Source organism: Parabacteroides caeci (assembly GCF_023656795.1).
In the GTDB taxonomy this organism is placed as follows: domain Bacteria; phylum Bacteroidota; class Bacteroidia; order Bacteroidales; family Tannerellaceae; genus Parabacteroides; species Parabacteroides segnis.
Window position 1 is genome coordinate 48,031 of sequence record NZ_JAMOKT010000006.1, and the last position, 26,307, is coordinate 74,337.

At 43.3% G+C, this 26,307-nt stretch carries 23 protein-coding genes; 11 read left to right on the forward strand and 12 right to left on the reverse strand.

Features of this window, described 5'->3' with window-relative positions:
• The first annotated feature begins 53 nt into the window (after positions 1-53).
• Positions 54-1,172 carry an NUDIX hydrolase gene (locus NBH15_RS04465; RefSeq protein WP_250822098.1) on the forward strand — a complete coding sequence of 373 codons (1,119 nt, stop codon included), beginning with the start codon at positions 54-56 and terminating at the stop codon, positions 1,170-1,172.
• Positions 1,173-1,181: 9 nt separating this feature from the next.
• Here NBH15_RS04465 and NBH15_RS04470 read toward each other — a convergent pair whose 3' ends face one another.
• Positions 1,182-1,676, reverse strand: a complete 495-nt coding sequence (locus NBH15_RS04470) for a metallophosphoesterase family protein (RefSeq protein ID WP_250822099.1) — start codon at positions 1,674-1,676, stop codon at positions 1,182-1,184.
• 58 nt (positions 1,677-1,734) lie between these two features.
• Between NBH15_RS04470 and NBH15_RS04475 the strand changes: the two genes are divergently transcribed.
• The 3 genes from NBH15_RS04475 to NBH15_RS04485 all read left to right on the forward strand — a co-directional run bounded on the left by NBH15_RS04475 (position 1,735) and on the right by NBH15_RS04485 (position 6,487).
• Positions 1,735-3,804 carry an RNA degradosome polyphosphate kinase gene (locus NBH15_RS04475; RefSeq protein WP_250822100.1) on the forward strand — a complete coding sequence of 690 codons (2,070 nt, stop codon included), beginning with the start codon at positions 1,735-1,737 and terminating at the stop codon, positions 3,802-3,804.
• Positions 3,805-3,814: 10 nt separating this feature from the next.
• Positions 3,815-4,492, forward strand: coding sequence for a hypothetical protein (locus tag NBH15_RS04480; RefSeq protein ID WP_128133944.1), 678 nt, complete (start codon positions 3,815-3,817; stop codon positions 4,490-4,492).
• A gap of 999 nt (positions 4,493-5,491) precedes the next feature.
• Positions 5,492-6,487: a DUF4837 family protein gene (locus NBH15_RS04485; protein WP_250822101.1), complete on the forward strand. Its 996-nt coding sequence runs from the start codon at positions 5,492-5,494 to the stop codon at positions 6,485-6,487.
• Positions 6,488-6,642: 155 nt separating this feature from the next.
• On the opposite strand, the gene NBH15_RS04490 is transcribed toward NBH15_RS04485, so the two are convergent.
• The 5 genes from NBH15_RS04490 to NBH15_RS04510 all read right to left on the reverse strand — a co-directional run bounded on the left by NBH15_RS04490 (position 6,643) and on the right by NBH15_RS04510 (position 10,471).
• Positions 6,643-8,031 (reverse strand): methyltransferase RsmF C-terminal domain-like protein, encoded by a 1,389-nt coding sequence (locus NBH15_RS04490; RefSeq protein WP_250822102.1) that lies wholly within the window; start codon positions 8,029-8,031, stop codon positions 6,643-6,645.
• 87 nt (positions 8,032-8,118) lie between these two features.
• Positions 8,119-8,529 (reverse strand): hypothetical protein, encoded by a 411-nt coding sequence (locus NBH15_RS04495; protein WP_250822103.1) that lies wholly within the window; start codon positions 8,527-8,529, stop codon positions 8,119-8,121.
• A complete protein-coding gene (locus NBH15_RS04500) occupies positions 8,516-8,905 on the reverse strand; it encodes a GntR family transcriptional regulator (protein WP_250822104.1) in 390 nt (129 codons plus the stop codon). The genes NBH15_RS04495 and NBH15_RS04500 overlap by 14 nt, the downstream gene beginning before the upstream one ends.
• Entirely contained in the window at positions 8,902-9,630 is a 729-nt protein-coding gene (locus NBH15_RS04505; RefSeq protein WP_250822105.1) for a hypothetical protein, read from the reverse strand. Before NBH15_RS04505 ends, NBH15_RS04500 begins: the two co-directional genes overlap by 4 nt.
• Positions 9,631-9,643: 13 nt before the next feature.
• Positions 9,644-10,471, reverse strand: coding sequence for an ABC transporter ATP-binding protein (locus tag NBH15_RS04510; protein WP_250822106.1), 828 nt, complete (start codon positions 10,469-10,471; stop codon positions 9,644-9,646).
• Positions 10,472-10,663: 192 nt separating this feature from the next.
• Between NBH15_RS04510 and NBH15_RS04515 the strand changes: the two genes are divergently transcribed.
• Together NBH15_RS04515 and NBH15_RS04520 are read left to right on the forward strand one after the other, a co-directional pair.
• Complete coding sequence (locus NBH15_RS04515; RefSeq protein ID WP_186961334.1) at positions 10,664-11,368, forward strand: SAM-dependent methyltransferase; 705 nt, start codon at positions 10,664-10,666, stop codon at positions 11,366-11,368.
• 6 nt (positions 11,369-11,374) lie between these two features.
• Positions 11,375-11,950, forward strand: a complete 576-nt coding sequence (locus NBH15_RS04520; protein WP_010802145.1) for an acyltransferase — start codon at positions 11,375-11,377, stop codon at positions 11,948-11,950.
• Positions 11,951-12,258: 308 nt separating this feature from the next.
• Here NBH15_RS04520 and nadC read toward each other — a convergent pair whose 3' ends face one another.
• Entirely contained in the window at positions 12,259-13,098 is an 840-nt protein-coding gene (gene nadC, locus NBH15_RS04525) for a carboxylating nicotinate-nucleotide diphosphorylase (RefSeq protein WP_010802146.1), read from the reverse strand.
• 3 nt (positions 13,099-13,101) lie between these two features.
• On the reverse strand, positions 13,102-13,473 hold the full coding sequence (locus tag NBH15_RS04530; RefSeq protein WP_007654516.1) for a DUF4783 domain-containing protein: 372 nt from the start codon (positions 13,471-13,473) through the stop codon (positions 13,102-13,104).
• Between the two features lie 88 nt (positions 13,474-13,561).
• Here NBH15_RS04530 and rlmH point away from each other — a divergent pair, with 88 nt between their 5' ends.
• The gene (gene rlmH, locus NBH15_RS04535) at positions 13,562-14,035 is read left to right on the forward strand and encodes a 23S rRNA (pseudouridine(1915)-N(3))-methyltransferase RlmH (protein ID WP_186961331.1); all 474 of its coding nucleotides are present in this window, start codon (positions 13,562-13,564) and stop codon (positions 14,033-14,035) included.
• Positions 14,036-14,061: 26 nt separating this feature from the next.
• Here the strand turns inward: rlmH and aroC are convergent, their stop codons facing one another.
• Complete coding sequence (aroC, locus tag NBH15_RS04540; protein WP_007654507.1) at positions 14,062-15,132, reverse strand: chorismate synthase; 1,071 nt, start codon at positions 15,130-15,132, stop codon at positions 14,062-14,064.
• A 111-nt stretch (positions 15,133-15,243) separates the two neighbouring features.
• Entirely contained in the window at positions 15,244-15,825 is a 582-nt protein-coding gene (locus NBH15_RS04545; RefSeq protein ID WP_129698280.1) for an FKBP-type peptidyl-prolyl cis-trans isomerase, read from the reverse strand.
• Positions 15,826-16,030: 205 nt separating this feature from the next.
• On the opposite strand from NBH15_RS04545, the gene NBH15_RS04550 reads away from it, so the two are divergent.
• Complete coding sequence (locus NBH15_RS04550; protein WP_250822107.1) at positions 16,031-17,899, forward strand: LTA synthase family protein; 1,869 nt, start codon at positions 16,031-16,033, stop codon at positions 17,897-17,899.
• Positions 17,900-17,959: 60 nt separating this feature from the next.
• Here the strand turns inward: NBH15_RS04550 and NBH15_RS04555 are convergent, their stop codons facing one another.
• Positions 17,960-19,135 carry a MalY/PatB family protein gene (locus NBH15_RS04555; protein WP_007654504.1) on the reverse strand — a complete coding sequence of 392 codons (1,176 nt, stop codon included), beginning with the start codon at positions 19,133-19,135 and terminating at the stop codon, positions 17,960-17,962.
• Positions 19,136-19,242: 107 nt separating this feature from the next.
• Complete coding sequence (locus NBH15_RS04560) at positions 19,243-20,970, reverse strand: PD-(D/E)XK nuclease domain-containing ATP-binding protein (RefSeq protein ID WP_250822108.1); 1,728 nt, start codon at positions 20,968-20,970, stop codon at positions 19,243-19,245.
• Between the two features lie 129 nt (positions 20,971-21,099).
• On the opposite strand from NBH15_RS04560, the gene NBH15_RS04565 reads away from it, so the two are divergent.
• The 3 genes from NBH15_RS04565 (at position 21,100) to NBH15_RS04575 (ending at position 26,304) form a co-directional block, all read left to right on the forward strand.
• Positions 21,100-21,657, forward strand: coding sequence for an RNA polymerase sigma-70 factor (locus NBH15_RS04565; protein ID WP_046145223.1), 558 nt, complete (start codon positions 21,100-21,102; stop codon positions 21,655-21,657).
• Positions 21,658-21,853: 196 nt separating this feature from the next.
• A complete protein-coding gene (locus tag NBH15_RS04570) occupies positions 21,854-22,843 on the forward strand; it encodes a FecR family protein (protein WP_046146374.1) in 990 nt (329 codons plus the stop codon).
• A 158-nt stretch (positions 22,844-23,001) separates the two neighbouring features.
• Positions 23,002-26,304 (forward strand): SusC/RagA family TonB-linked outer membrane protein, encoded by a 3,303-nt coding sequence (locus tag NBH15_RS04575; RefSeq protein ID WP_250822109.1) that lies wholly within the window; start codon positions 23,002-23,004, stop codon positions 26,302-26,304.
• Positions 26,305-26,307 lie beyond the last annotated feature (3 nt).

Genomic DNA, 26,307 nt, shown 5'->3' on the forward strand with positions numbered 1-26,307 from the left:
TTTAACAAAGTGGGTTGTTATATATTTAAAGTGCGAAGAAAGGGGGAAAGGGTATGAACAAAGTTAAGAAAGGATTAGACAATCAAGCCATTGGTCTATTGCCATTGTTGCTTTTTATGTTTTTGGATAATTATTTTTCTTATCTGTTGTCTTTCATTATCGGCGTTACCTTCTGTTTTGTATGTATTTTTCTGTATCAGGTGTTGAGTAAGGATAAGGTATATCAATTTTTATTGTTGCCTTCTGCAATTACTTTAGTATTGTATTCCGTCTTTCTCTGCTTGAAACTGGAGCCCGTATTGTTTATTTATTCTCCGTTGATTACGGAGGTGCTGTTGGTCGTAGTACTGGCGTTTATCGGTTTTAGCCGGCGCTTTGTATTAAAGAAGATAAGGACTTCAAAGCACCCGACTTATAAACGGACTTTAATGCGTACGACGCTGAATGAATTCTATTTCGTTTCCCAGCTGGTCCAGAATTTGTATACATTACATCTGTTTGTCATCCTGGTTTACAGTATCCTTCCGGATACGATGCAGAATGTACATGCGGAACGTTTCCTTTACAGGGAACTGGGGGTATTGATTGGAGTACTGGTCATTCTTTATGAACAGGTACGTTTATCGTTGATGCAAGGTAGTTTACAGAAAGAAATGTGGTTACCGGTGTTGAATGAGGGAGGAAAGGTTATTGGTTGTATTGCGCGTTCGGTCAGCCGCACGTTACCTAAGAAGTACTACCATCCGATCGTCCGGATTGCCGTCATTCATGACGGAATGCTTTATCTGATGAAAAGGAGTAAAGATGCGTTCGTATCTCCGGATACGATTGATTACCCTTTCCATAGTTATGTACTGTTCAGGCACAGTATTGAAAGTACGGTGCGTGAATCGGTTGGCGAACTCGCCGAACAGCAGGATGTAAATCCCCGTTTTCTGATACGTTATACGTTTGAGAACGAGAAGGTGAAACATCTGGTATCGCTTTACGTGATCTGTCTCCGTACGGAGGAACAGTTAAGTCAATGTAAACGGGCTGGCGGTAAGTTATGGACTGCCAAACAAATTGAAGAGAACTTGAATACCGGTGTATTCAGTGAATATTTCGAACAGGAATTCTCTTATCTTCAGAACACAATTTTACTGGCAGAAAGTTTCTGCTGTGGTAAGTAAGCTGGGTATCTATCGGATACCCAGTTCGATTACTTCAAGGTCTTTTATATTTTTGCCGTCAATCACAAAACGGACAAGGGTACGGACCTGATGGAAGCCGCTTTTGCCGGCTGCGCCCGGATTGATATATAAACAATCCAGGGATTGGTCGAAGGCGACTTTCAGAATGTGCGAATGACCCGCTATGAACAAGTTCGGGCGGGTATCGTACAATTCTTTGCGGATAGCCGGGTTGTAACGGCCCGGATAGCCGCCTATATGCGTCATCATCACATTTACTTCTTCCGCTTTAAAATGAGCCACTTCGGGATATTCCAACCGGAGCGATTGCCCGTCTATGTTTCCATATACCGCCCGGAAAGGTTTCAAAGCAGCTAGCTTTGCTGCCAGCCCGTCCGAACCAATATCTCCTGCATGCCATATTTCATCGCATTCTGCAAAATATTCCGCATATTTATCATCCCACCAAGCATGGGTGTCTGAGAGAAGTCCTATTTTAAGCATAACTATTTCTTTTATTCTGCAAAAGTATCTATATTTACGCATCTAAGAATAGAATACGATGGAGAATTCATATAAATACTTTAAGCGCGACGTTAGTTGGCTGTCTTTCAACTATCGGGTTTTACTCGAGGCGGAAGACGATACGTTGCCCGTCTATGAGCGGATTAAATTCTTGTCTATCTATTCTTCCAACCTGGAAGAATTTTACGAAATACGTGTGGCCGAGCATCGCGGGGTGATCATGAAAAAGAATTTTACCGAAGAAAGCGGTGCCGAGGCCGAAGAAGTGTTGACCGAGATAACAAATGAAGTAAACCGCCAGCAACGTGAATATTATCGGATTTTCTCTGAAAAGATATTACCGGAGTTGAACCGGCAGAATATCTATCTCTATCAGGGAAGCGAACCTGAACCATTCCATGAAGAGTTCGTTCATAACTTCTTTAATGAGGAGGTCTTTCCGTTCCTGTCGCCTGTCATGATACAGGCGGGGGATATCCGTACCTTTATCCGTGACCGTCGTCTGTATCTGGTGATCCGTATGGTAAAGAAAAGCAAACGAAAGCCGGAAGGAGATCAGGCGCCTGAATATCATTATGCACTGATGAAGATACCCTATGCCAAGGTACCTCGTTTTATAGAGTTGCCTCAACATGAAGGAAAGTTCTACATCATGTTTATCGATGATATTATCCGTGCGAACCTGGCGAATATCTTCCCCGGATATATAATTGACAGTTGTTACAGTATCAAGATATCCCGTGATGCCGATATTTATCTGGAAAATGAGAAAGGTAATATTGTTGAAAGCATCCGGAAGAAAGTGAAGAAACGGAAGATCGGCGCCCTGAGCCGTTTTATGTACGACCGGGCAATGCCGGACGACTTCCTTTCCTTTATCTGTGAGGCTTTCGGCATTACCCGCGATGACCTGGTCGTAGGGGGGCGTTACCTGAATTTGCAGGACCTGGCTAAATTGCCTAATCCCAAAGGGAAGGAGTTGGAGCAGAAGATTCCGACGCCTATGCGTGTTTCTTATCTGGATGAGAAAGGTTCCGTATTCCGGGCAGTGAAGAAGAAAGATATTTTGCTGCATTTTCCCTATCAGTCGTTCGATTATCTGATACGTTTCCTGATGGAAGCCGCGTTCGATCCGAAAGTGGATGAGATAAAGATCACCCAGTATCGGGTGGCGGAAAATTCGGCCGTCATCAATACGTTGGTCAGTGCGGCGCAGAACGGGAAGAAGGTAACGGTATTTGTCGAACTGAAAGCCCGCTTCGATGAAGAGAATAATATGAGTACGGCTGAACGGATGGAGCAGGCGGGCATACGTATTATTTATAGTATTCCCGGATTGAAGGTGCATGCGAAAGTGGCGGTTATCATCCGGAAAGATCCGGAAGATGGGAATAAACGGCGCGATTTCGCTTATCTCAGTACCGGCAATTTTAATGAAAAGACTGCCCGGGTCTACTCGGATATGGCCTTGCTTACCTGCAATGACGAGATTATAACGGATATAAATAAAGTGTTTGCCGTGCTGGAAGGGAAAATGGCGGAGCCTACTTTCCGGCATCTGCTGGTTGCCCGTTTCAACATGGTGTCCGAACTGATTCGTATGATCCACCGTGAGATCGAACATGTGAAGCTGGGACGTAAAGGGCGGATCGTGTTAAAGATGAACGGACTGCATGACCAGAATATGATAAACGAACTGTATCATGCCAGCGAGAACGGAGTGGAGATCGACCTGATCGTAAGGGGCATCTGTTGTCTGGTTCCCGGACAGCCTTACAGTGCCAATATCCGGATCACCCGGATTGTCGATATGTTCCTGGAACATTCCCGTATCTGGTATTTCTATAATGACGGCAAGGAAGATGTTTATCTGACATCGGCTGACTGGATGCGTCGTAATCTGAACCGCCGGATAGAAACGGCTTTCCCGATACTGGTTCCCGAAATAAAACAGGAAGTGATCGACATTCTGAAGATACAGATGCGCGACAATGTAAAAGCCTGCCTGATCGACGAGCAGCTGCATAACAACTTCAAGCATAATGAGGAACCGGTGAAAGTCCGTTCCCAACTGGCTATTTATGAATATTTGAAAAACAAATCGTGAATAAGATCGTATGGACAATCCTTCTTCCCTGACTTTTTTTCTGTTCTGTTTTTGTTGGGTGGCTCTGATAGCGGGAGCTGTGCTGGGGTATATTATAGGTATCCGTATGGCACGCAACCGGGAACGTCACCGGCTCGTAAAGGAAAAGATCAGGAAGAACAAAGTTGCCATTTATCATTACCAAAAGGAGAAATACGATTATATCGAGCAGATCAACCGTCTGGAACAGGATTTACAGAACCTGACGGAAGAATCGGAGCTTTACAAGGAACGTGTCAGTGACCTGGAATATTACAAACGGAAGGTGCGTGAGAACGAACAGGTCATTGAACGGCTTTCCTCTGCTTCGTCAGAGACGGTAGAGTTGCCGGTCGATGCCTTTTCCCTGTTGTTGCAACTCAAACAAGATCCGGTACGCACCAATCTCAGCAGACAGGAATGGATGGAATTGCTTCGTACGACCGACCTTCTTTTCAATAATTTCCTGACGGAGTTGAAGCAGAAATCTGGTATAACCCGTCATGAAGAGGAAATCTGTTGCCTGATAAAATGGAACTTTCCCCGCAAAGATCAGATGGCTGTTTTCAATAACACGACCGATGCCCTCACCAAGTCGAAGAGCCGTCTGAAAAAACGTTTGCAACTGGATGAGAAGACCGACCTGGATCAGTTTATCCGGATGTATTAGAAAGAACAGTCCGTGCCCTCCTGTTTAATGTGGAATCAGGATAGTAGTGTTAACTCCTCTGGCACTATAGTGTTAACGGCATTAGCATAATAGTGCTAATAAGTTAGGACTATAGTGCTGTTGGGAGCAGTCTGTCAAAAACGTAAGTATTCCGGTAGAAAAGCGTAAGTCTTTTCGTGAGCGGGTAGGCATCCGTTCCTCGATGAGTAGTTATCCGTTTGCAGGCGGCTACCTGTTCATATAGCGAATAACCGTATGTTTTTCCTATTTAGGAATCACTCTTCCTTTTAATGGGTTATATTGTTGATCTTTCAGTAGTTATAAGGTGACGCCGCCTTTTTGAATGGCGTCACTTGTCTTCCTGTTGAAAAGCAAGGCTTTCATTATATAAAAACGTTGATGATTCCGGTTGGGGGAAATTTGTTTATAGAAGAATAATGAGCCAATGTGGCAATATGCTAATGTGCCAATTTAGAAAAAATTGAGTTATCCGCTAATTATAGGATGAACCAATTAGTGACGGTGCCTTCAGGCTGTAGGCCTGTAACAAACCAGCCCAGGGTTCTAACCCTGGGTACCCTTGAATCCTTCTCTTTCTGAGGCACCCTGTAGGGGTGCGACAAGACGAAAAGGGTTGATATTTAGCTTGTCCCGCCCTTACAGGGCGGAAAGGGAGGAGCGGGTTTTCATAACCCCAGGGTTCTAACCCTGGGCTGGTTTGTTAAAGCCTTACAGGCTTACATTGACACCGTAAGGGCGGTTCGCGAACCGCCCCTACCAACGACGCTACATTCAACCCTGATAATATCCGAGCAATTTCCCAAGCCTCTTGTCCCGATAAATGGGCAGGAATGGCTTTCTGTGGCGGGTATGGTGCTTGTATACAGGTTGTTGCATCCTGTAGGATTTGTCCGGCACCATTTCTTTTCTTCTGTTGACTTATCCTTTACTTTTGTCGGAGTAAACAATAAACTCTGGAAAAGATAAATCAATAAAGCTATGAGAACACAGCATCTATTTACTTTTTATTTAGTGGGATTACTGACATTAGTGAGTTGTAACTCTTCGATCGTAGAAAAACGGGCTACCGGTTTGCCGTATGAAATCCTGGTTGTCATGACCCGGGATGTAGGAGACAGTGAGGTCGGTGAATTAGTAAAGAATCAATTAAATTCTCCCATTGCCGGATTGCCCCAACCTGAACCCGCCATGCGTGTTACATTTGTTCCTACCGAGACTTTTAATGGCTTGTTGAGATACGTCCGCAATATTCTGGTTGTCGATATTGATCCGACGAAGTATACGATGGTTTCATTGAATGGCTTTAAAGATGAATGGGCAAAAGGGCAGGAAGTGATAAAACTCTGTGCTCCGTCGACTCGCGAACTGGTTACTTACCTGACATTACATGATTCGGATATTGTCAATCATTTCTGTGCAATCGAAAAAGACCGTCGTATAAAGATCCTGAAAGAACATTACAGCCAGTTGGCAATGGATAAAGTGCAGGAGAAGTTCGGTATGAAATTGCATGCCCCGGACGATATGACTTATTATAAAGATACAACCGATTTCCTGTGGGTGTCAAACAATGCTAAAACCGGGCGTGTCGACCTGATCGTCTATTCCTTTCCATATACCGATGCGAATACATTTACACAGGACTATCTGGTGGCAAAACGGGATTCTGTTTTAAAGGATAACCTGCCAGGGGCTTTCCCTGATTCTTATATGACTACGGAAAAGCGTGTCGACCTGACTTACGAACCTATAATGTTGCATGATAAATACTGCGGAGTCTTACGTGGCCTGTGGAAGATGGTTGGCGATAAGATGGGCGGACCGTTTGTCAGCCATGCTTTTCTGGATACGAAAACACAACGTGTGATTGTTGCCGAAGGTCTCGTTTATGCCCCGGAAACAACCAAGCGGAATTATATACGTAAGATCGAAGCTGCACTTTATACAGCGCGCCTGGATACCATCTCCCGCTGATTCGTGAAACACTCTCCACTAAGGCTGTCTAAGTGGAGAGACTTAGGGCGTCTAAGTCCCGGGACTTAGACAGTCTAACCAACGGGAGTTAGGGCATGCGCCTAAAAAATGTTAAAGAAGGTGGAGTGTCGGGCTATTGGCATTAACCTTTCAGGTTAGTCTGTTAATAACTGTATCTGCTCGGGCATATATCCGGTGCGGATGCGCCATTCCTGCGGGTAAAGGTTGTTGGCACGGTTTCCGAGATGTTTGACAAAACCTAAAGGAAATCCTTGATAACAAACCAATACGTACCCTTTTTCTATTTCGGTGGGGAGAAGCAATGCTTCTTTTTTCAGGTATTTGATGGCATCGTCCCAGCTTATTTCGGCACAGGTGAAAGCCTCTTTGTTCAGTGCCGTGCTTAAAGCCAGCGAATGAGCCGGTAAAATATCTTTGCCTTTTATCTCTCCGATGCGGATTCCGGCAGATACGATCCGTAACTGGGTGGATAACAGTTGCCAGGTGTCATAGTGGATGGCTGGGATGGCTTGTATCGTGTCATTGAATATTTCCATCCGTAAGCTGTCAGGCTCCTGTATCCATTTATTTACAACAGGGGGGATGACGGAAGCGGCTTTCCCTTTATCCTTCTTGTTTTTACTTTTAGGACGGATTATTTCATCGACTTCACCGGATGCTTTACGCAGGGCGGCCAGGAAGAATCCTTCCCCTTTTGTTTTATGAGGGAAGAAACGGTAGACCGGATGTGCATGGCGTAACGGTCCGGTGATCTGCCATTCTTCCCTGATGGGAATGGACAGGGCTTCGGCTCCCAGTTCTTCTATTATATAATGTATATTATCTTCATCCTCTTCCGTATTGTAAGTACAGGTGCTGTAAATAAGCAGTCCGCCCGGTTTCAGTGCGTTCCATATGTCGTGGATGATACGGCGTTGACGGGCGGCACAAAGGTTGACGTTTGCTACGCTCCATTCGCCGGTACTGTCGGTGTCCTTGCGGAACATTCCTTCGCCGGAACAGGGGACGTCGGTAACGATAACATCAAACAGATGGGTAAGGCGCCCGATATCTTCAGGATCGTTGTTCGTGACGATACTGTTCGGATTCCCCCATTTGGTGATATTTTCAGCCAGGATATTACTGCGGGTACGGATCACCTCGTTGCTGACCAACAGGCTGCCTTCGGGTAAAAGGCTCAACAGATGGGTCGATTTACCACCCGGTGCGGCACAAAGGTCCAGGCATTTCACCGGTTCGCAGACAAAGTTCCGGATGGCTTGCTCCAAAAACATGGAGGAGGCTTCCTGCACATAATAGGCTCCGGCATGAAACAGCGGGTCGAAGGTGAACGACAGGCGTTCGGGCAGATAATAACCTGTTTCGCTCCAGCCGACCTGAGGTGTTGAGGGAGCCTTCGTCCCTTTATTCCGGTTGATACGGATACTGACGGGAACGTTCGCTTGCAATGCGGTTTCCAGTTTGTCATATTCTTCGCCCAGCAAGGCACGGGTACGTGTGATAAATTCGATAGGAAGTGCCATCTTATTCTGTATTGTATGCGGCAAAAATAGAATAAAAAACTGGGATTGGAAAATATACAATGGCAGGATAGATGGCAGGAGCTTCCTTTATTGCTCCTTTTTAGTCCATATTTGCTGTCCGTTCAGATAGACACTTTCCAGGCATTCGAGATGGAATTTCAGTTTTAACCCGTTCTCGTGGCCTTTTGCGTCGAGAGCTTTTCCGATTCGGAGTGTATCGTGACTAGTCGATATCTCAGGCAGATATTGTTTGTCACCTTTATAGTATAAATAACATGGATTATCCTGATCGGCATATGGAATCTTTGCTGATGTACCGGTACTTATTTCTACGTTATCGGCAGTCAGTTTCGGATTTTCGATCCAGACAACCGGGTATATGCCGGGGATACGGGTATACGATTTCTTGTCGGCACAAGTGTAAAATAACCACATGAATAATGGTCCGAGAAATAGTACGGCAAGTAATAAAGTGAATAACAGATTACTTCTTTTCATAATTGTCAGAATTTAAAGTGGAGGAATAAAGATGATACGCTTTGGTCAGTTCGCTGAGGTTTACTCCCAGCAAATGCATTTCTTTGAAGACCGACGGAAGTACTTCGTCGACGAATTGATTATGTCGCATCTTTCGGATTTTCTTTTCTGCATCCGAAGCAATGAAATAGCCGATACCTCTTTTATTGTAGATAATATCATTCGCTTGCAGACGTTCAAAAGACCGCATGACGGTGTTGGGATTCACTTCCATTTCGACAGCCAGTTCGCGAACGGAGGGTATACGGGCATCTGCCTGATATTCTCCGCTTAACACCCGGTCGCATACCCGGTCGGCTATCTGGATAAATATGGATTGATTAGTATTGAAATTCATCTGATTTGTTTTTCTTTTAGTTTGAGATAGCTGATATATAGCACTACAAGAGTGGCTACATAAAGTATGATTCCATAATATTGAGTCAGAAAGTTGTAAAGGTAATATAAAGGAGTCGTTTCGATCATGTAGACGTCTCCCTGTGGCTCTCTGACAGCACGTAAAATTGGTCTGGCCAAAACACCTAGAGCAAATATCAGAAGTGCGTAGCTTCCAACTATTACTGGATTGGCATACTTTCGAAATGCGATATTCCCTAAGAAGAATGTAGAGGCAATGAAGATATATATAGAGGCCGGGACTTTTCCTATTATCTTATTTGCCTCTAAAGCCTGGATTTCAGTTATGAGAAAGGATGCAATGTATAGTAAGATGTAGAATAGAATATGGAAGAATAGTAATAATAGTATACCATCTGTCAACAATACGGCAAACTTTTCGGTAGAACTGGCTGGTATGGTAAGGTATTGTCCTTTGATTTGATGTACTTTTTGATTTGCGAATCGACAGAAAAAAAGAAAGAAAAGAAGTAGGCCGATTCTATAGAAAAAATATACTTTTTGTTCAACTTGTTGTTCATTATGAAACACGAATTTAACAATCATCAGATAGGTTATAGTGACAGCGATATAGGATAACATGGAAAGAAAATACTGTCGGAATAATTCGGTCTTATCTGCTAAAAGCAGCAGTTTAATCCGTTGTAAGCTAAAATTGGTATGCATGGTAGTAATAGTTTTATTGATTAATTATTCTTTTTATTTCTTCGGGTTGCAGAATAGCTGCATTGAACAATTGTTCTAATGATACATTACTTTCTTCTTCCTGATGGTTTTTTCTTACGCCTAATAGTCCGAATGGAGTTTGGCTTTTGTAGAGTACCTGTTCTTCCGGCTTAACGATTCCAAAGAACAACTTCTGCCCGATTTCTTCCAGTGAATTATTGAGTAATATTTCTTTATCATTAATAATGATTACCGAATCGATCAGGCTTTCCAGGTCACGTACCTGATGGGTGGAGATAATGACGGTTTGTGTTTCGTCTGTAAAAGCGGCAAGTAACTTGCGGAATACCTCTTTACTGGGGATATCCAGTCCGTTGGTCGGTTCATCCATCAGAAGAAGTGGTGTATGAACCGATAGTGCCAATGTGATAGCAATCTTTTTCCGTTGTCCTTGCGACATCTTATTCAGCTTGGCGGAGAAGTCGACATCGAATGATTCGAAACAAGCTTTCATGATATCCTCTCTGAAAGTGGGGTAGAAAGGAGCATACATGTGGATATATTGCATTCCGGTAACTTCCGGTACAGTGATTTCTTCTGGCAACAGGAATAGTTGTTGCAGCAAGTTTGCACTTCGTTGTGATATATCTTCGCCGAATATCCGACAGGTTCCTTTATTCAGGAATAGTTGACCGCTTAAAACGTTCAGCAAAGTTGTTTTTCCTTCGCCATTCTTTCCTAGCAGACCATAGATTCTTCCCGGTTGAATATCCTGATTGATATTCTCCAGGACTGGTTTGTTACGTTTATAACTGATGCTCGCCTCTTTTAATGTGATCATATTGTAGTGTATTAGTTTTGTAGTACACTGCAAATGTATAACAATTTATAAAACTAACAATAGATTGTTCTGTTTTTTATCAGGAAAAGTGATTATTCTTTCTAGTAATGAGTATGGATATCTGGTTATCAATAACAGATTTTATGTCTGTTCTTACTATAAAAATACTAACTTTGCGAAAAATATAACAGTATGCAAGCATCGCTTTTCCTTATACCGGTTACATTGGGAGACACTGATCATCGGCGTGTTCTCCCGGAATATAATCGTGAAATCATTCTTCAGATCAAATATTTCATCGTTGAAAATATACGTACTGCCCGCCGTTTCCTGAAAAAGACGGAACCGTCTATTGTGATAGATGATTTGACTTTTTATGAACTGAACAAGCACACTTCGCCGGAAGATGTGGCCGGTTATCTGGTTCCGTTGACGAAAGGGGAGCATGTAGGTGTGATATCTGAGGCCGGTTGTCCGGCTGTTGCCGATCCGGGGGCGGATGTCGTTGCTATTGCGCAGCGGAAGAATTATCCGGTGGTTCCTCTGGTTGGGCCGTCTTCTATATTAATGTCTGTAATGGCTTCCGGTTTCAACGGGCAGAGTTTTGCCTTTCATGGCTATCTGCCCATCGATGCTTCGGAACGGACAAATACAATCAAAAAGCTGGAAGGCCGTATCTATTCGGAAAACCAGACACAGCTTTTTATCGAAACGCCTTACCGTAACAATAAACTGGCTGAGGAGCTGATCCGGACTTGTCGCCCATCAACCAAATTATGTATCGCTTCGGATATTACTTGTGAAGATGAATATATCCATACCCGTCCTGTGAAAGACTGGGCAGGAAAAGTTCCTGATCTGAGTAAGAAACCGACTATCTTTTTAATCTATAAATAACTTTTTATGGCAGCTTATCAGGCACATGAAACAGCAGTGATCGACCCCGGTTGTACGATCGGCGATGATACTTTTATCTGGCATTTTTCTCATATAATGGCCGGCTGTATCATTGGTGAAGAATGTAATATCGGGCAGAATGTCGTTATTTCGCCGGGCGTGGTTTTGGGGAATAACGTCAAAGTCCAGAATAATGTTTCCGTTTATACCGGAGTGACTTGTGAAGATGATGTTTTTCTGGGACCGAGTTGTGTGTTCACGAATGTGATAAATCCGCGCAGTGCCGTTTGCCGCAAAGACCAGTATAAGAAAACTCATATAGGAAAAGGGGCTACTATTGGTGCCAATGCAACGATTATTTGCGGGCATAACATCGGAGCCTATGCATTGATTGGTGCGGGAGCGGTTGTAACTAAAGAGATTCCTGCTTATGCTTTAGTCGTTGGTAATCCTTCCCGGCAGATCGGCTGGGTCAGCGAGTATGGACACAGGCTGGAGTTTGATGAAAAAGGTTTTGCTATTTGCCCGGAGAGTGGAGAAGGGTATCAGCTGAGGGATAATGAGGTGGTCCGTATTGGATAAAAATGAGGGTGTGTCAAAAGTTGTTACAAATTGACACACCCTCATTTTGGATTTGATATACGTTATTATTTCTCATGCAACCACTTCTGGCCTTTTGGTGTTAAAAGCCAGATAAAGCATGCAACTGATATGACAATACATCCTATGCATAAATAAAGAAATTCCATAAATTACTCCTTTCCTTTTATAAATAGTAATCTGCCTGTGAATTGTCTTTACATTTTTCATAGCTTACGGTTTTATATTAATACTTTGGCAAATATATAAAAGAAAGGCGGATAATCAACCATCCGCCTTCTGAATATTTCTTAGCAAGCCTTCAAACTCATATCGAGACTTTTGACCGAATGTGTCAGTGCTCCGACAGAGATAAAGTCTACGCCGCATTCTGCATAATCGCGCAGTGTGTCGAATGTGATACCGCCGGATGATTCGGTTTCGAAACGTCCGCCAATCATTTCGACTGCTTTCTTTGTATCTTCGATATTGAAATTATCCAGCATGATGCGGTCGATGCCGCCAACATTCATCGCTTGTTGTAATTCGTCGAAGTTGCGTACTTCGATTTCGATCTTCAGGTTTTTGCCTTTTTCTTTCAGGTAGTTCTGTGCACGGGTAATAGCTTGTTCGATGCCACCGGCAAAGTCTACATGATTATCTTTCAGCAGGATCATATCGAACAGTCCGATACGATGGTTGACACCGCCGCCGATCTTTACAGCATCCTTTTCCATCATACGCATGCCCGGAGTCGTCTTACGGGTATCCAGTACGCGGGTTTTAGTTCCTTCCAGTGCTTTTACATATTTGCGGGTTGTTGTTGCAATACCGCTCATACGTTGCATAACGTTCAACATCAGGCGTTCTGTCTGTAACAGCGACTGCACTTTCCCTTCAACGGTAAAAGCGATATCGCCTTTCTTTACTTCTGCGCCATCGTTGATGAAGATTGTCATTTTTAGTTCCGGGTCGAAATCATGGAAGATGCGTTTAGCCATTTCCACACCGGCCAGTACGCCATCCTCTTTGATAATAAGCTGACTCTTTCCCATAGCTGTTTCGGGAATGCAGCATAACGTTGTATGATCGCCGTCACCGATGTCTTCGGCAAACGATAATTTAATTAAATCGTCAATTAACTGATCCATGTGTTATTCTATTCTGATTGATTGTATAATCGCTTTGTTGCCGTCGGCACGGTAAGTAATGTTTACACGATATTCGCCTGAAGCGGTCGGGAGTTTACCGACAAAAAATCCGGCGTCTTTTTTGTCTGCATGATGTACCACGGAGAATCCCGAAGGTTTGTTACTGCCAAAAAAAGTAGACAGCATCTTAACGGCTTCGCTTCCGCTGCACTTTTTAGATGAGCCGGGTAGGGCCATATCTACTTCCTGGTCCATTGCTCCTGTCAGTGTAGAGGCATCTCCTCCTTTGAAGGCGTTTGATATCGGAGTAATATCGGCTGCCATTACGCTCAAAATTGAGAATACCAATGCCAATGTAAGTAATAATCGTTTCATAAGCTATCTCCTCTTTTTATGAGTATTCTGATGCAAAGGTATGTATTTTTCCTGTAAATTAGCGCCTTCAATATTAAAATGTCAACGAATGAAGATTGCACTGGTTGTAATAGGCAAGACGGATGCCGGTTATTTTGTGGAGGCTATTAATGAATATAAGAACCGTCTGGTTCATTATATCCCTTTTGAAATGGAGGTTATCCCCGATATCAAGAACGTAAAAAACTTATCGGAAGTCCAGCAGAAAGAGAAGGAAGGGGAATTGATTTTAAAGACATTGCAATCCGGTGATTATCTGGTTTTATTAGATGATAAAGGGAAAGAATTTACTTCCATGCAATTTTCTGCTTATATAGAAAAGAAAATGCATACGGTACCGAAACGGCTGGTCTTTGTGGTCGGTGGTCCGTATGGATTCAGTGAAGCTGTATATAAAGCGGCTTCGGAAAAGATTTCATTGAGCAAGATGACCTTTTCGCATCAGATGATCCGTCTGATCTTTATTGAACAGATTTACCGCGCGATGACTATTCTGAATAATGAACCTTATCATCATGAATAGAATAATGTGCCAATATTGGCACATTATTATTCTCTTGTCTTTTGTATCAACAAATAATCCAGCAAAGTCATTGCTGCCATCGATTCGACAATGGGGACGGCACGTGGAAGCACACAGGGGTCATGGCGTCCGCGGGCTTTCAGGATCGTGTCTTCTCCATCCATGCTGACGGTTTCCTGTTCCATCAGGATCGTTGCCACTGATTTGAAAGCGACACGGAAATAAATATCTTGTCCGTTGGAGATACCTCCCTGGATACCTCCCGAGTTGTTCGTATGAGTATTGATATGTCCGTTGTCATTGAAGAAACGGTCGTTACGCTGGGAACCACGATAGAGGGCCGCTTCGAATCCGTCACCATATTCAAATCCTTTGACGGCATTGATTGTCAACATGGCGTGGCCTAAAGCTGCATGTAGTTTGCCGAAAACAGGTTCACCTAAACCGATGGGAGTCCCTTTGACTACGCAAGTAATAACTCCGCCGATCGTGTCTCCTTTGGATTTCACTTCGGCAATTAACTGTTCCATCTCTGCCGCCTTTTCCGGGTCGGGACATCTTACTGCGCTTTCTTCGGTCAGATTCAAGTCGTAGTCTTTATATGAACCTTCCAGCTTGATGGGACCTACCTGTGAAGTATAAGCCTGGATATGGATACCTTTCTGGCGTAAGGCCAGTTTGGCTATTGCTCCGGCTACACATCGTGCGATTGTTTCACGGGCAGATGAACGGCCACCGCCACGGGGATCACGGATACCATATTTTGTTTGATAAGTATAATCGGCATGCGAAGGACGGTAGACTGTCTTCATATTGTCGTAATCGGACGAATGCTGATTCTTGTTCCAGATAATGAAACCGATCGGCGTGCCGGTCGTTTTTCCCTCGTAAATCCCGGAAAGGAATTGTACTTCGTCGTCTTCCTTGCGGGGAGTCGTAATTTTGGATTGTCCCGGTTTACGGCGGTTTAATTCTTTTTGGATGAAATCTGTATCCAGTTCGATACCAGCCGGGCATCCGTCGATAACACCTCCGATACCCGGACCGTGTGACTCTCCGAATGAAGTTAATCTATATATATTTCCGAATGTATTCATATGTAGTAAATGCAAGTGGAGAATTAAGAATTATATCGCTTAAAATGAAAAATGAGGAATGCAGAATCTGTTTCATTCTTCATTCCCCATTCTGCATTATTCATTTATTTATTAGTGACAGCTACCGCATCCGCAACCACCGTCTTTGTGATCGTGGTCACCGCAATCGCTTCCACAGTCGTCGCATCCGCAACCACATCCGCCTGCCGGTGCTGATAAAGCTGCAATTTCTTCTGCTGTCGGTTCGTGAACGTCGATAACTTCACCGCTGAAGTGCAGTGTTTCACCTGCCAACGGATGGTTGAAGTCCATAACGACAACGTCATCTTTCACTTCCAGAACAGAACCGTTCAGACGGTTACCGTTTGAATCCATCATAGGAACAGTGTTACCTTCTTTGATGATTTCAGAGTCGAACTTACCTTCAACTTCGAAAATGTTTTTTGGCAGATCAAGCACGTGATCTTCCACATATTCTCCGTATGCGTCAGCCGGAGCGATAGAGAAGTCGAACTTGTCGCCTACTTCCAGACCTTTCAAAGCATCTTCGAAAGCCGGGAGCATTGCGCCTGTTCCAAAGATGAATTTCAACGGGGCCTCAGCTACTGCTTTTTCCATCAACTCACGCTCTTCACCTTCTCCTACGTTCAGGTCATATGTAACCGCAACGAACTTATTTGCTGTAATTTTCATTTTTAATTGTATTTGTAATAAATAAAACGAGGACAAATTTACGTATAATTTCCGACTTAATCAGGTTATTCTTTTAAAAATAAAGATATGTAATGTTTTAAGCTAGAATATAGTTATCTTTGTCGGCTGAAATAAAAATGAGAGATCCTGTACTTATTCTATGGTTACAGTGTTTGTCGGTAGGTTAATAAAGTAGTGTTTGCGGATGCGGTTTTCTAAGTTAAAAGACTTTTTCTTTCCGGGCGGAACGGAAAGCAGGAAGTTGATCGGTTTATTTTTTGCTGTCTTGTTTCTGAAGTTTATGTGGTTCAATCTGCTTTGGTGCATGTTATCTACATTTACTCCATTTTCAAAGATTGAAACTTATCTGGATACTATATTAGTCTCCTTATTTTTGTTATTACCCCTGGTTTGCTTTCGTGCTGTCAAGACTACCCTGGTGATTTTCTTTCTGCTAGACGGTTTGCTTATTTCGAACCTGATGTATTTCAGGACTTACTTTACTGCCATACCGTTGGATAGCTATTTGCTGATAGATAATTTGTCTGATTTTACCAGCAGTGTATTTGATTCCTGGCGGATGGTCGATCTGTTTTTCCCTTTGTCTACAATGGCTGCGGGTGTTTTGTGGTGGTATAATTTTCATCGGAAACATGAAACGGAACAGGCGGTACGGTGTAAAGGCGGTTTTGCTTTTGCACGTTATCTGGTTCTGATTGTTTTAGTGGCTTTGATTCCTGCTGTTCGTCTTTGGAGCCAGAATGGTTTTAAAGTTGCTTATGAGAGATTGCAGGATGCCTATTTGCATACTTGTAATATCCCGATGTATACGATTTTCGGTTCTCTTTATTATGATTATACCTGCGACCAGATAGTCTATACACCGGAGATAAAGGCCCGTATCGATTCCTGGCTAGCCAGGAAAACGGATTGCAAATCCGTTTTATCACCATTTAATCCAAAGGATAATTGTATTATAATCCTGGCCGAATCATTGGAAAGCTGGGTGTTGGATAAGACGGTGGAAGGCCAGGAGATTACTCCGAACCTGAATAGAATATTAAAGGATACGTCGGTGATCTATGCCCCTCATGTTTTATCGCAGGTGAAAGGAGGGCGTTCGATCGATGCCCAGTTGCTGATGAGTTCCGGGCTTTTGCCTATCAACTCCGGACCTTACAGCATCAAATTCCCGGAATCATATTATCCTTCTATTGTAAAGGCGTTTAAAGAAAAACATAAGGATGCCAAAGCATATAGCTTGACTATCGACAAACCGATGGTCTGGAATCAATGTATAATAGCTCCGGTTCTGGGGTATGACAGTCTGGTTTCGAAAAACTGTTTTGTACAGGAAGAGCCGGTCGGTTCGCGTAACCAGGTGGGTGACCGTGCCTTTTTGCGCCAGTGTCTGGATAAAATACAGAAGAATGAAGTTTGGGATGAATCCGGAAATACGCTGGTGCAATGTATTACCTATTCCGGGCATAATCCTTTTATTTTGCCGGATTCATTGAAAAGAGTTTCTTTTTCGCCCGAAGTCCCGGAGGTCTTGAATAACTATATGACCATGGCCAATTATACAGACCGGGCAATAGGTGAATTTGTAGCAAAGATCAAAGCGGACAAGCGTTTCGATAATACTTTAGTCGTGATCATGGGAGACCATGAAGCATTGGGAACAGTCAGGAAAGAACTGTGCAACGATCCGGTAGGAAAGGATATTGTAGCTGATAAATCGTTTGTTCCGCTAATCATTCTGAATGCGCCATTTAATATGTATTATGGCAAAGTCATGGGACAGGTGGATGTTTATCCGACTTTGCTGGACCTGCTTGGGTTGAATGATTACTGGTGGAAAGGATTGGGAGAAAGTATCTTTAATCCGCAGAAACCAGATTTTGATGTCGACCCCCAGTTTAATCTTATCGGAGATACGGCCAGTGTTCCCGATGAGAATATCCGTCAGGCCAAAGAAGCCTGGGAAATATCAGACATGATTATCCGCTATGATTATCTGGGACATAAATTGAATATAAAAGAAGAACCGGTGAAAGTGGCAGGGGTAAAATGATAAAAAATATGTCGAAAGCAGTTGCAGGAAAGAACCGGCTTTCGACATATTTTTGAATACTTATTTCTTGTCGATCGCTTTCTTCAGAGCATTCAGGGCGGTATCCAATACGGAGCGCGGACAACCTACGTTGAGGCGCATATATCCTTCTCCGCCGGGTCCGAACATGCTTCCGTCGTTCAACAGCAGACCGGCTTTATCCTGGAATAAATGAACCAGTTCTTCCTGGCTTAGTTTGAGGTCGCGGCAATCCAGCCAGACCAGGAAGGATGCCTGTGGCGGATAGACTTTGATCTTCGGAAGCTTCGTCTTGAAGAATTCATCTACGAAACGGACATTTTCCATTACATACATCCGCATTTGCTGTAACCATTCGGCACCATATGTATAGGCCGCTTCGGTTGCCGTATAAGCAAAGATCGTCCCGTCGCCCAACTCGCCGGCTTCCAGGAATTCATAAAATTCTTTCCGTATCTTTTCATTGGGAACAATGGAGTAGGAGGTTACGATGCCTGCGATATTGAATGTCTTGCTCGGAGCCATGAAAGTAATACTGCAATTGGCGGCAGCTTCTGATACGGTGGCAAACGGATGATGAGTAAACTGCGGATAAGCCATTTCCGCATGTATCTCGTCTGAAATAACCAGTATATTGTGTTTTGCACAGATATCCGCCAGCTTGACCAGTGTATCTTTTTTCCATACGATGCCGCCCGGGTTGTGGGGATTGCAAAGGATCAACACTTTGCACTGCTCGTCTATTACGGATTCCAGCTGTTCGAAATCCATCTCATAGGCGCCGTTCACCAGTTTGAGCGGGTTGTTGACCACTTCCCGTTTCATGCTTTCCGGAACAATTCGGAACGGATGGTATACAGGTGGCTGGATGATTACTTTATCGCCCGGTTTGGTAAAGCTCTGGATGACAAAGCCGATACCTTTGACAATTCCCGGAATATAGCTGAGCCATTCCCGTTTGATCTTCCAGTTCTGTTTATAATGTACCCATTCTATAATACTATTATAATACGAGTCTGATCCGAAAGTATAACCGAATATTTCGTGTTCGCAGCGTTTCTTTATTGCATTGACAATAAAGTCCGGAGTCCGGAAATCCATATCGGCAACCCAGAGAGGAATAAGGTTCTCGTTGCCGTACCGCTCTTTTATTGCATCATATTTCACGCAATTGGTACCGCGGCGTTCAATTACTTCGTCAAAGTTGTATTGCTTCATTTTTATCTTAGTTCAGTCAGTTATCTTTGTTTTAGTCTATTGATCGGGGTCAAAGATAAACAGAAAAATTGATAGGTGAAGCAGAATGACAAAAGAACACGATCGGATTATAAGACTTCCTCCATGCGTTCCAACTCACAACCACGGAACTGCATTATGATACAATGTAATTTTGTGTCCTGTATCAACTGACGTACCTTTGGTGCAGCGGCATATTGTTTTATCTGTTCAACAGCTTCTTCCCACTGAACTTTAGCTTTTTCCCCGGAATCTTTTGCTGAAAGATATTTCAATTCAAGTATATAACTGTGTTTCACTTCATAGCGCAACAAATCGGGCATCAGGAACAGGTCGCAATAACCATGGTTCAACTCCATCTCCGGGGCTGTCAGATAGTAGGCATTTACACTGAGATAAGCCGTGAAAAATCCCTGGATATTGCGTTCGCCTTCAATAGCACTGCGAACCGACGAGTTTTCTTTGTAGGCATGGGCTATAAATTCCAGAGATTCGCGCCAATGGCCGTCGTAGGCCATATCATCGAACAAATCTGTCAACTGGTTCAAATTGATATATCGTTTATTTTGGTATTCCTCTAACAGGAATTCGTAATATTGCTTGCGCACATTGTTGTTGGGGATACTTAATACCACACGCCCCCCGCGGGTATCGGTAATAGTCAGCATACCATAATAAAAAAGCAGACTGGGGAAGATTTCCGGATTGGCAATCTCTGTTGCAGGAAAAGTGATTGCCAGATTAGTAACGATTTGTCCTTCATCAGTGATTTTACGCAGTACCCCTTTGCGGTCACCGTCCAGACGGTCCAGCTGGATGAGTTTCTTCATTTTGTTATAATCCGTACGGGTATTGGGGTCTATCATCTGTTCGGGAGATTTTTTCAAGGTTATGTAATTGCGGAGATAGTAGAGTACCATGTCGCAATTGAACATCTTCGGGTCACTTTTCAGGCTTTCTTTTGCAAAACAATAATTGTCATACCACGGTTTCATCTCCGTAATCATTGCCTCTATATCTGCATCATCCGACAGTTGTCCTGCATCTTTATAATACTGGAGCATAGAGCGTACGTCTACTTCACTGAATCCTAGCATCATATTGAATTGATGTTCGGTGCTGATGTTCCAGCCGATATTAAAGCCGCTGGTAAGATCGTCTAACGTAACAGGACTGACGCCGGTCATGAAGATACGTTCGAACATTCCTTTAAATTTCTTGAAAATCTCGCGATAGAACCCGCTGGCATGTGTGAGAGCATGGTAAACGTCATTACCTTGCTCATTGAGTATTATATTGGTGAAGTTATCATATTCGTCGATAATAAGATAGAGATGCGCCCCGGTTTCGGGTGCATGAAGATTCAAATAGTTCAGTTTGCTGACAAAATCGGGCAATGCTTTCATTTCATTGGCAAACCCCGGATAATAATAAGACTCGTAAGACATGCCGAACATATCCATCACCATACTGCAATACCGGTCAAAGTTCTCTGATAGTGAACCACTGCCGCCACTGGCACGTGAGAAATCCAAATAAAGTACTTGAAATGTTCCTTGTAAAGGGGTGGGATGCTCTCCTATCCACAAATTGCCGAAACGTTTTTGAAACTTCTCTTTTTGAGCAATATCATAATAGGCCCGGAGCATACTCAGAAAGATGCTCTTGCCAAAACGCCGGGGCCGGATGAAAAACAAATTACTGGGTTGCTCTTCCAGCATAGGCAAATACATCGTCTTATCCACATAATACTGGTTCTGCTCTACCACTTCCACAAAATTGGAAATGCCGTAAGGGATTCTTTTTGCAACTTCCATAATAATTACTCCTGTTTTTTATTTATGCTTACGAGATAAGACAAAGGTAGTTTATGTTCCCGTGTTTTCTATGAATTTATCAAAGTAAATAATTTTATTTCTGATATTTTTTGTTACTTCGCACTAGTTATGGAATTACCAGAGGAGCAACATATCTTGAGGGAGATCGCAAGAGGAAACATAAAAGCTTTTGAACAGCTTTTTTTCGACTACCAACCTAGGTTGGTATATTTCCTTGTCGGCCTGACGCACGACAAGGAAATCAGTCGTGATATATCCCAGGATTTGTTTCTTTCCATATGGAAAGACCGGGAAAAACTGAGAGACGTCCGTTCTTTTTCCTCCTATCTCTTTCAGATGGCGCGCTTTACCGTTTATGATTATTTCGACCGTCTTGCCGTTTCAGAAAAGTATACCAATGAGTTTTTACTGGAAGCCTCCATCTCCCAATCGGAAGAGGAAGCGATGTTTGCACGTGAACTGCAAAGCATTATCAGCCGCACTGTCGAACGAATGTCTCCCCAGCGGAAACTGATTTACCAGATGAGCCGTGAGCAAGGTTTGTCTAACGACGAAATCGCAACGCGTCTGAATATCAGTAAACGAACTGTAGAAAACCATCTGACGGCAGCCCTTGCCATTCTTCGCAAGGTACTTTATCTTTTTTTTCTTACTTATTTGGACTGAAAACTGACGACTTCCAAAGAGTTTCATCCTAATGAAACAAATGTTTCACTTAGGAGAAACAACTGTTTCATTAGGATGAAACTCTTTCAATAATCGCATTCGTTAGTACCGGAATCAAACTATTTTCAAAAAAAGTTGATTTTTGATTGTGTGTATTGTTGTCATAAACCTACATCCATATAAAGACGGATATTTTATGGAAGAGAACAACAAGATAAAACAACTCATGCAGCTCTACTTCGGAAAGCACTTTTCCCGATATGGACGTATCTTGTTTGGGCGTTGGTTGAGGGCGGACGATGCAAAAGCTGAGAAAGAAGAAATGTTGCAGGATTTGTGGAAGAAATCTCAGCCGGAGGTGACGGATTCTACCCATAGTGATTGGAAGGCTTTGCAAAGGCATCTTTCCGTGGTCCCCGTTCGTGAACGTTCGGTGCCATTCTATCGCCAGTGGTTGAAATATGCGGCCGTTATTGTCTTGATGATGATGACTGCCGGAACGACCTATTGGGCAACCGACCGTTTTAAACCGGTCCGTCATGTGGAAATGGCACAGGTATTCGTCCCTTACGGAGAAAGTGAGCAGGTGGTATTGCCTGACGGTTCGAAGGTGTGGGTGGATGCCGGTACGCTGTTGGTTTATCCGAAAGATTTTACCGATACACGAACGGTTTACCTGACCGGGCAAGCATCCTTCTCTGTCCGTAAGAATCCGGAGCAACCCTTTATTGTGAAGACGACTTACCTTGATGTCCAGGCGTTGGGTACTGTCTTTACCGTGGAGGCTTATCCGGGCGACTCCTGTTCCATGGCAACATTGGAGGAAGGTAGTGTGCTGGTATCCGTCAGGAATGAAGACATTCAGCCGACTGTGCTAAAGCCTGACCAACAGTTGGTTTATTCGCATTCGGAACATACCGTGATGGTCCATTCTATCGACGCTTCCTTATATAATATGGAAAGAAACGGCTATCTGATATTTGAAAATACATCTTTCAGCCGTCTGATGGCCTCTTTGGAACGTAAGTTCAATGTGACGATTCATTATAATTCCCAAAAGTTTGCGGGAGAATATTATAATGTCAAATTCTCGCCGGATGAAAAGCTGGAAGATGTGCTGAACATTCTGCAACAACTGATTGGTATACATTATAAAATAAAAGGAAAGGTGGTATTTATAAACTAAAATATAGGAGTAAACAAATATGAACAAAAGAAAACCGGAAAGACAGAAAGTACGAAAATCCCTCTTTCCGGAATTCGAAATCGAATCTTGAACATCATTGGATTGACGAGTAAATCGTCATGGTTTTATTAATATTCAATTTTCAAATGTACAAATATATGAAATTAACTAATCTAATACGTATAAATAACGGAAAAAGTGTATCCAGGCTGTTGTTTATTACAGCTTTATCTTCCATCAATTTGTTTTCTTATGCGCAACATCAACAAGTGCGCCTGACCGGAAGCAATGTAACACTGAAGACAGCCTTCAAACAAATCGAGCAACAGACCAAACTGTTTGTCGATTATAACACGCAGGAAGTGAACGATTCCCGCGTCCTGACAAAGTTACCGAAGAACAGTAATGTGAAAGAGGTTATGGAACAGTTGCTGGAAGGTTCCGGTTGTTCGATAACGTTCAGTAACGGACATATTATTATCAACAAGCAAGCCCGTACTGTTTCTTCAACGAAAAAGATATCAGGAGTTGTGAAGGATGAAACCGGTGAACCCGTTATTGGTGCGAATGTAGTCGTAAAGGGAACAACGAACGGGACAGTTACGGATATGAACGGACGGTATAGTCTGGAAGTCCCGGAAGGTGGTGTGTTGCAGATATCTTATATCGGTTACAACACCCAGGAAGTAAAGGTTGGAAGCGGAGATGTCGTAAATGTTTCACTTCGCGAGGATTCCGAAGCCTTGGATGAGGTTGTGGTTATCGGTTATGGTACGGTAAAGAAGAGCGACCTGACGGGAGCTGTCGGTTCCGTGCAGATGAAGGACGTGAGCCAGGTGGGTATAACCAGTGCCGACCGTGCGTTGCAGGGACAAATAGCCGGTGTGCAGGTTAATGCCAGAACCGGTCAGCCAGGTGAATCAATGATGATTCGTGTCCGTGGAAGTAACTCCCTGGCAGGTGGTAACGAACCGCTTTATGTCATTGACGGTATGCCGGTAGAAAAGATGAATTCGGATATTAATCCGGAAGACATTCTGTCGATGGAAGTATTGAAAGATGCATCTTCTACGGCTATCTACGGTTCACGTGGTGCAAACGGTGTCGTTATGATTACGACGAAAAGAGGACGTACCGGCGATACGGTCCTTGAATATAATGGATATGTCGGTGTTTCTTCTTTAAGAAAGAAACTGGACTTACTGGGAAAAGATGATTATATCGCCATGGTAAATGAAGTTTCCCAGAATGACGGGAACGGTATTGCCATCACACCGGAGCAAGCAGCTCTGCTGCCGAACAATGACTGGCAGGATCTGGCTTATCAGACTGCCTTGACGCATAGTCATCAGGTATCTGTTTCGGGCGGTACGGATAAAACGAAGTTGTACTCCTCTCTGAACTATATGAACCAGGAAGGTATTATCAAAGGTTCTGATTATAACCGTTTTGCATTGCGTATCAATGGCGACCAGAAGCTGGCGAGAAATTTGTCGTTGAATGCCAGTATCGCTTATTCATACGGAACTCAGAATACAGCGAACAGTAATGCGGATGGCTGGGGAGCGATTGCTTATACGGCAATGGTCATGGCTCCGATACAGGAAATAAGAGATGCCGATGGCAAGTACACCAATTTCTCGGGAACTCCCTGGGGAGGAACAAACCCTGTCGGTATGGCTGAACTGTATAAGAATAAAACCGTTAATTCCCGCTTACTGGCGAATATGTCGCTTATCTATGAGATTATCGATGGATTGACTTTCCGGGTGAATGCCGGTGCTGAGGTCAATGCGGGTAGTTCCGACCGGTACATTCCGATTGGTTTGTCTGCCGGAGGTAAATTGGATGGTGATGCGTCTAAGTCAAAATCTAATTATTATACTATTATTAATGAAAATATTTTGACCTACGACAAGCGGTTCAATAAGAATCATGCATTGAACCTGATGGGTGGTGTTACTTTCCAGACCTATCAGTATAATGATTTGGGCGGCTCAGGTACAGGTTTTCTGCGCGATGTCTATGAAACGAATAATTTGGGAGTAGCCTCTACACCCGGAACTCCGTCTTCCGGTTACAGCGATTACCGGATGGCTTCTTTCCTGGGACGTGCCAATTATAACCTGATGGAAAGATATCTGTTGACTGTCACCGCACGATATGACGGTTCGTCTAAATTCAGTAAGAACCATAAATTCGCCTTCTTCCCTTCCGCTGCATTGGCCTGGCGTCTGTCGGAAGAGAATTTTATGAAAGATATTGATTGGCTGAGCAATCTGAAACTGCGTGCCAGTATCGGACAGACCGGTAATCAATCTATTAGCCCGTATCAGACTTTCGCCCGTCTGGGAACTTCCGGTCCTATTTTCGGTGATGGAAAAGATATTGGTTTCGGTTTGTCCTCCATGGCAAACGACGACTTGAAATGGGAAACAACTACACAAACGGATATAGGTGTCGACTTCGGATTCTTTTCCAACCGCCTGAATATCGGTTTTGACTATTATTGGAAACAAACGCGTGACTTGCTGTATAATGCGACTCTTCCCCCGTCTTCCGGATATTCTTCTATGCTGAGAAACTTAGGACGTATTGATAATAAAGGTTTTGAAATATCTATCAATACAATCAATATGAAAGGAAAAGTGAACTGGACGACTAATTTGAATATTACATCCAATAGATCAATCGTGAAAGATTTGGGTTCGGATGTGTATGGAAATAAGATTCAGCGGATAGATGCTCCTATCGGTGGCGGAAACTGGTTCCCTCTGTTTGTCGGTAAAGCTCCGTTCCAATTGTATGGCTACGAAATAGAAGGTATTTATCAGACGGATGAAGAAGCTCGTTTGAATGGCGAAGCAACCAAGAAAGCAGGTGATTACCGGTATAAAGACACGGACGGGAAAGCTGGTATTACAACAGGTGATAAAACGATTATTGCAAATACGCAGCCTAAGTTTACTTTCGGTCTGACGAATATTATCAATTGGAATAACTTCGAGTTATCATTCCTGTTAATAGGTAGTGTTGGTGGTGATATCGTTAATGAATTTAATAAAAGTATCACTAATATCGGTGGCACATGGAATATCCGCAAAGATGTTTGGGAAAACCATTGGACTCCTGAAAATCCGAATGCCAAATATGCACGTGCTTCTGTTGCGACCAAGGATTATCTGGCCTTCGGTGACCCGAGTTCGGTTTGGGTGGAAAACGGTTCGTATCTGCGATTCAAAGATATCAAACTGGCTTATACGTTGCCGTCTCAATGGTTCGCAGGTTCCCGTAAACCTAATATCTCGGTTTATCTGAGCGGACAGAATCTGATTACGATTACAAGCTATTCTCATTATGACCCGGAAGCATCCTGGACGTCTTCTGCCGTGAACGGATGGGACAGAGGGGTTTACCCGTCTGCGAAATCATTTACTTTGGGTTTACAGGTTAAAATTTAATAC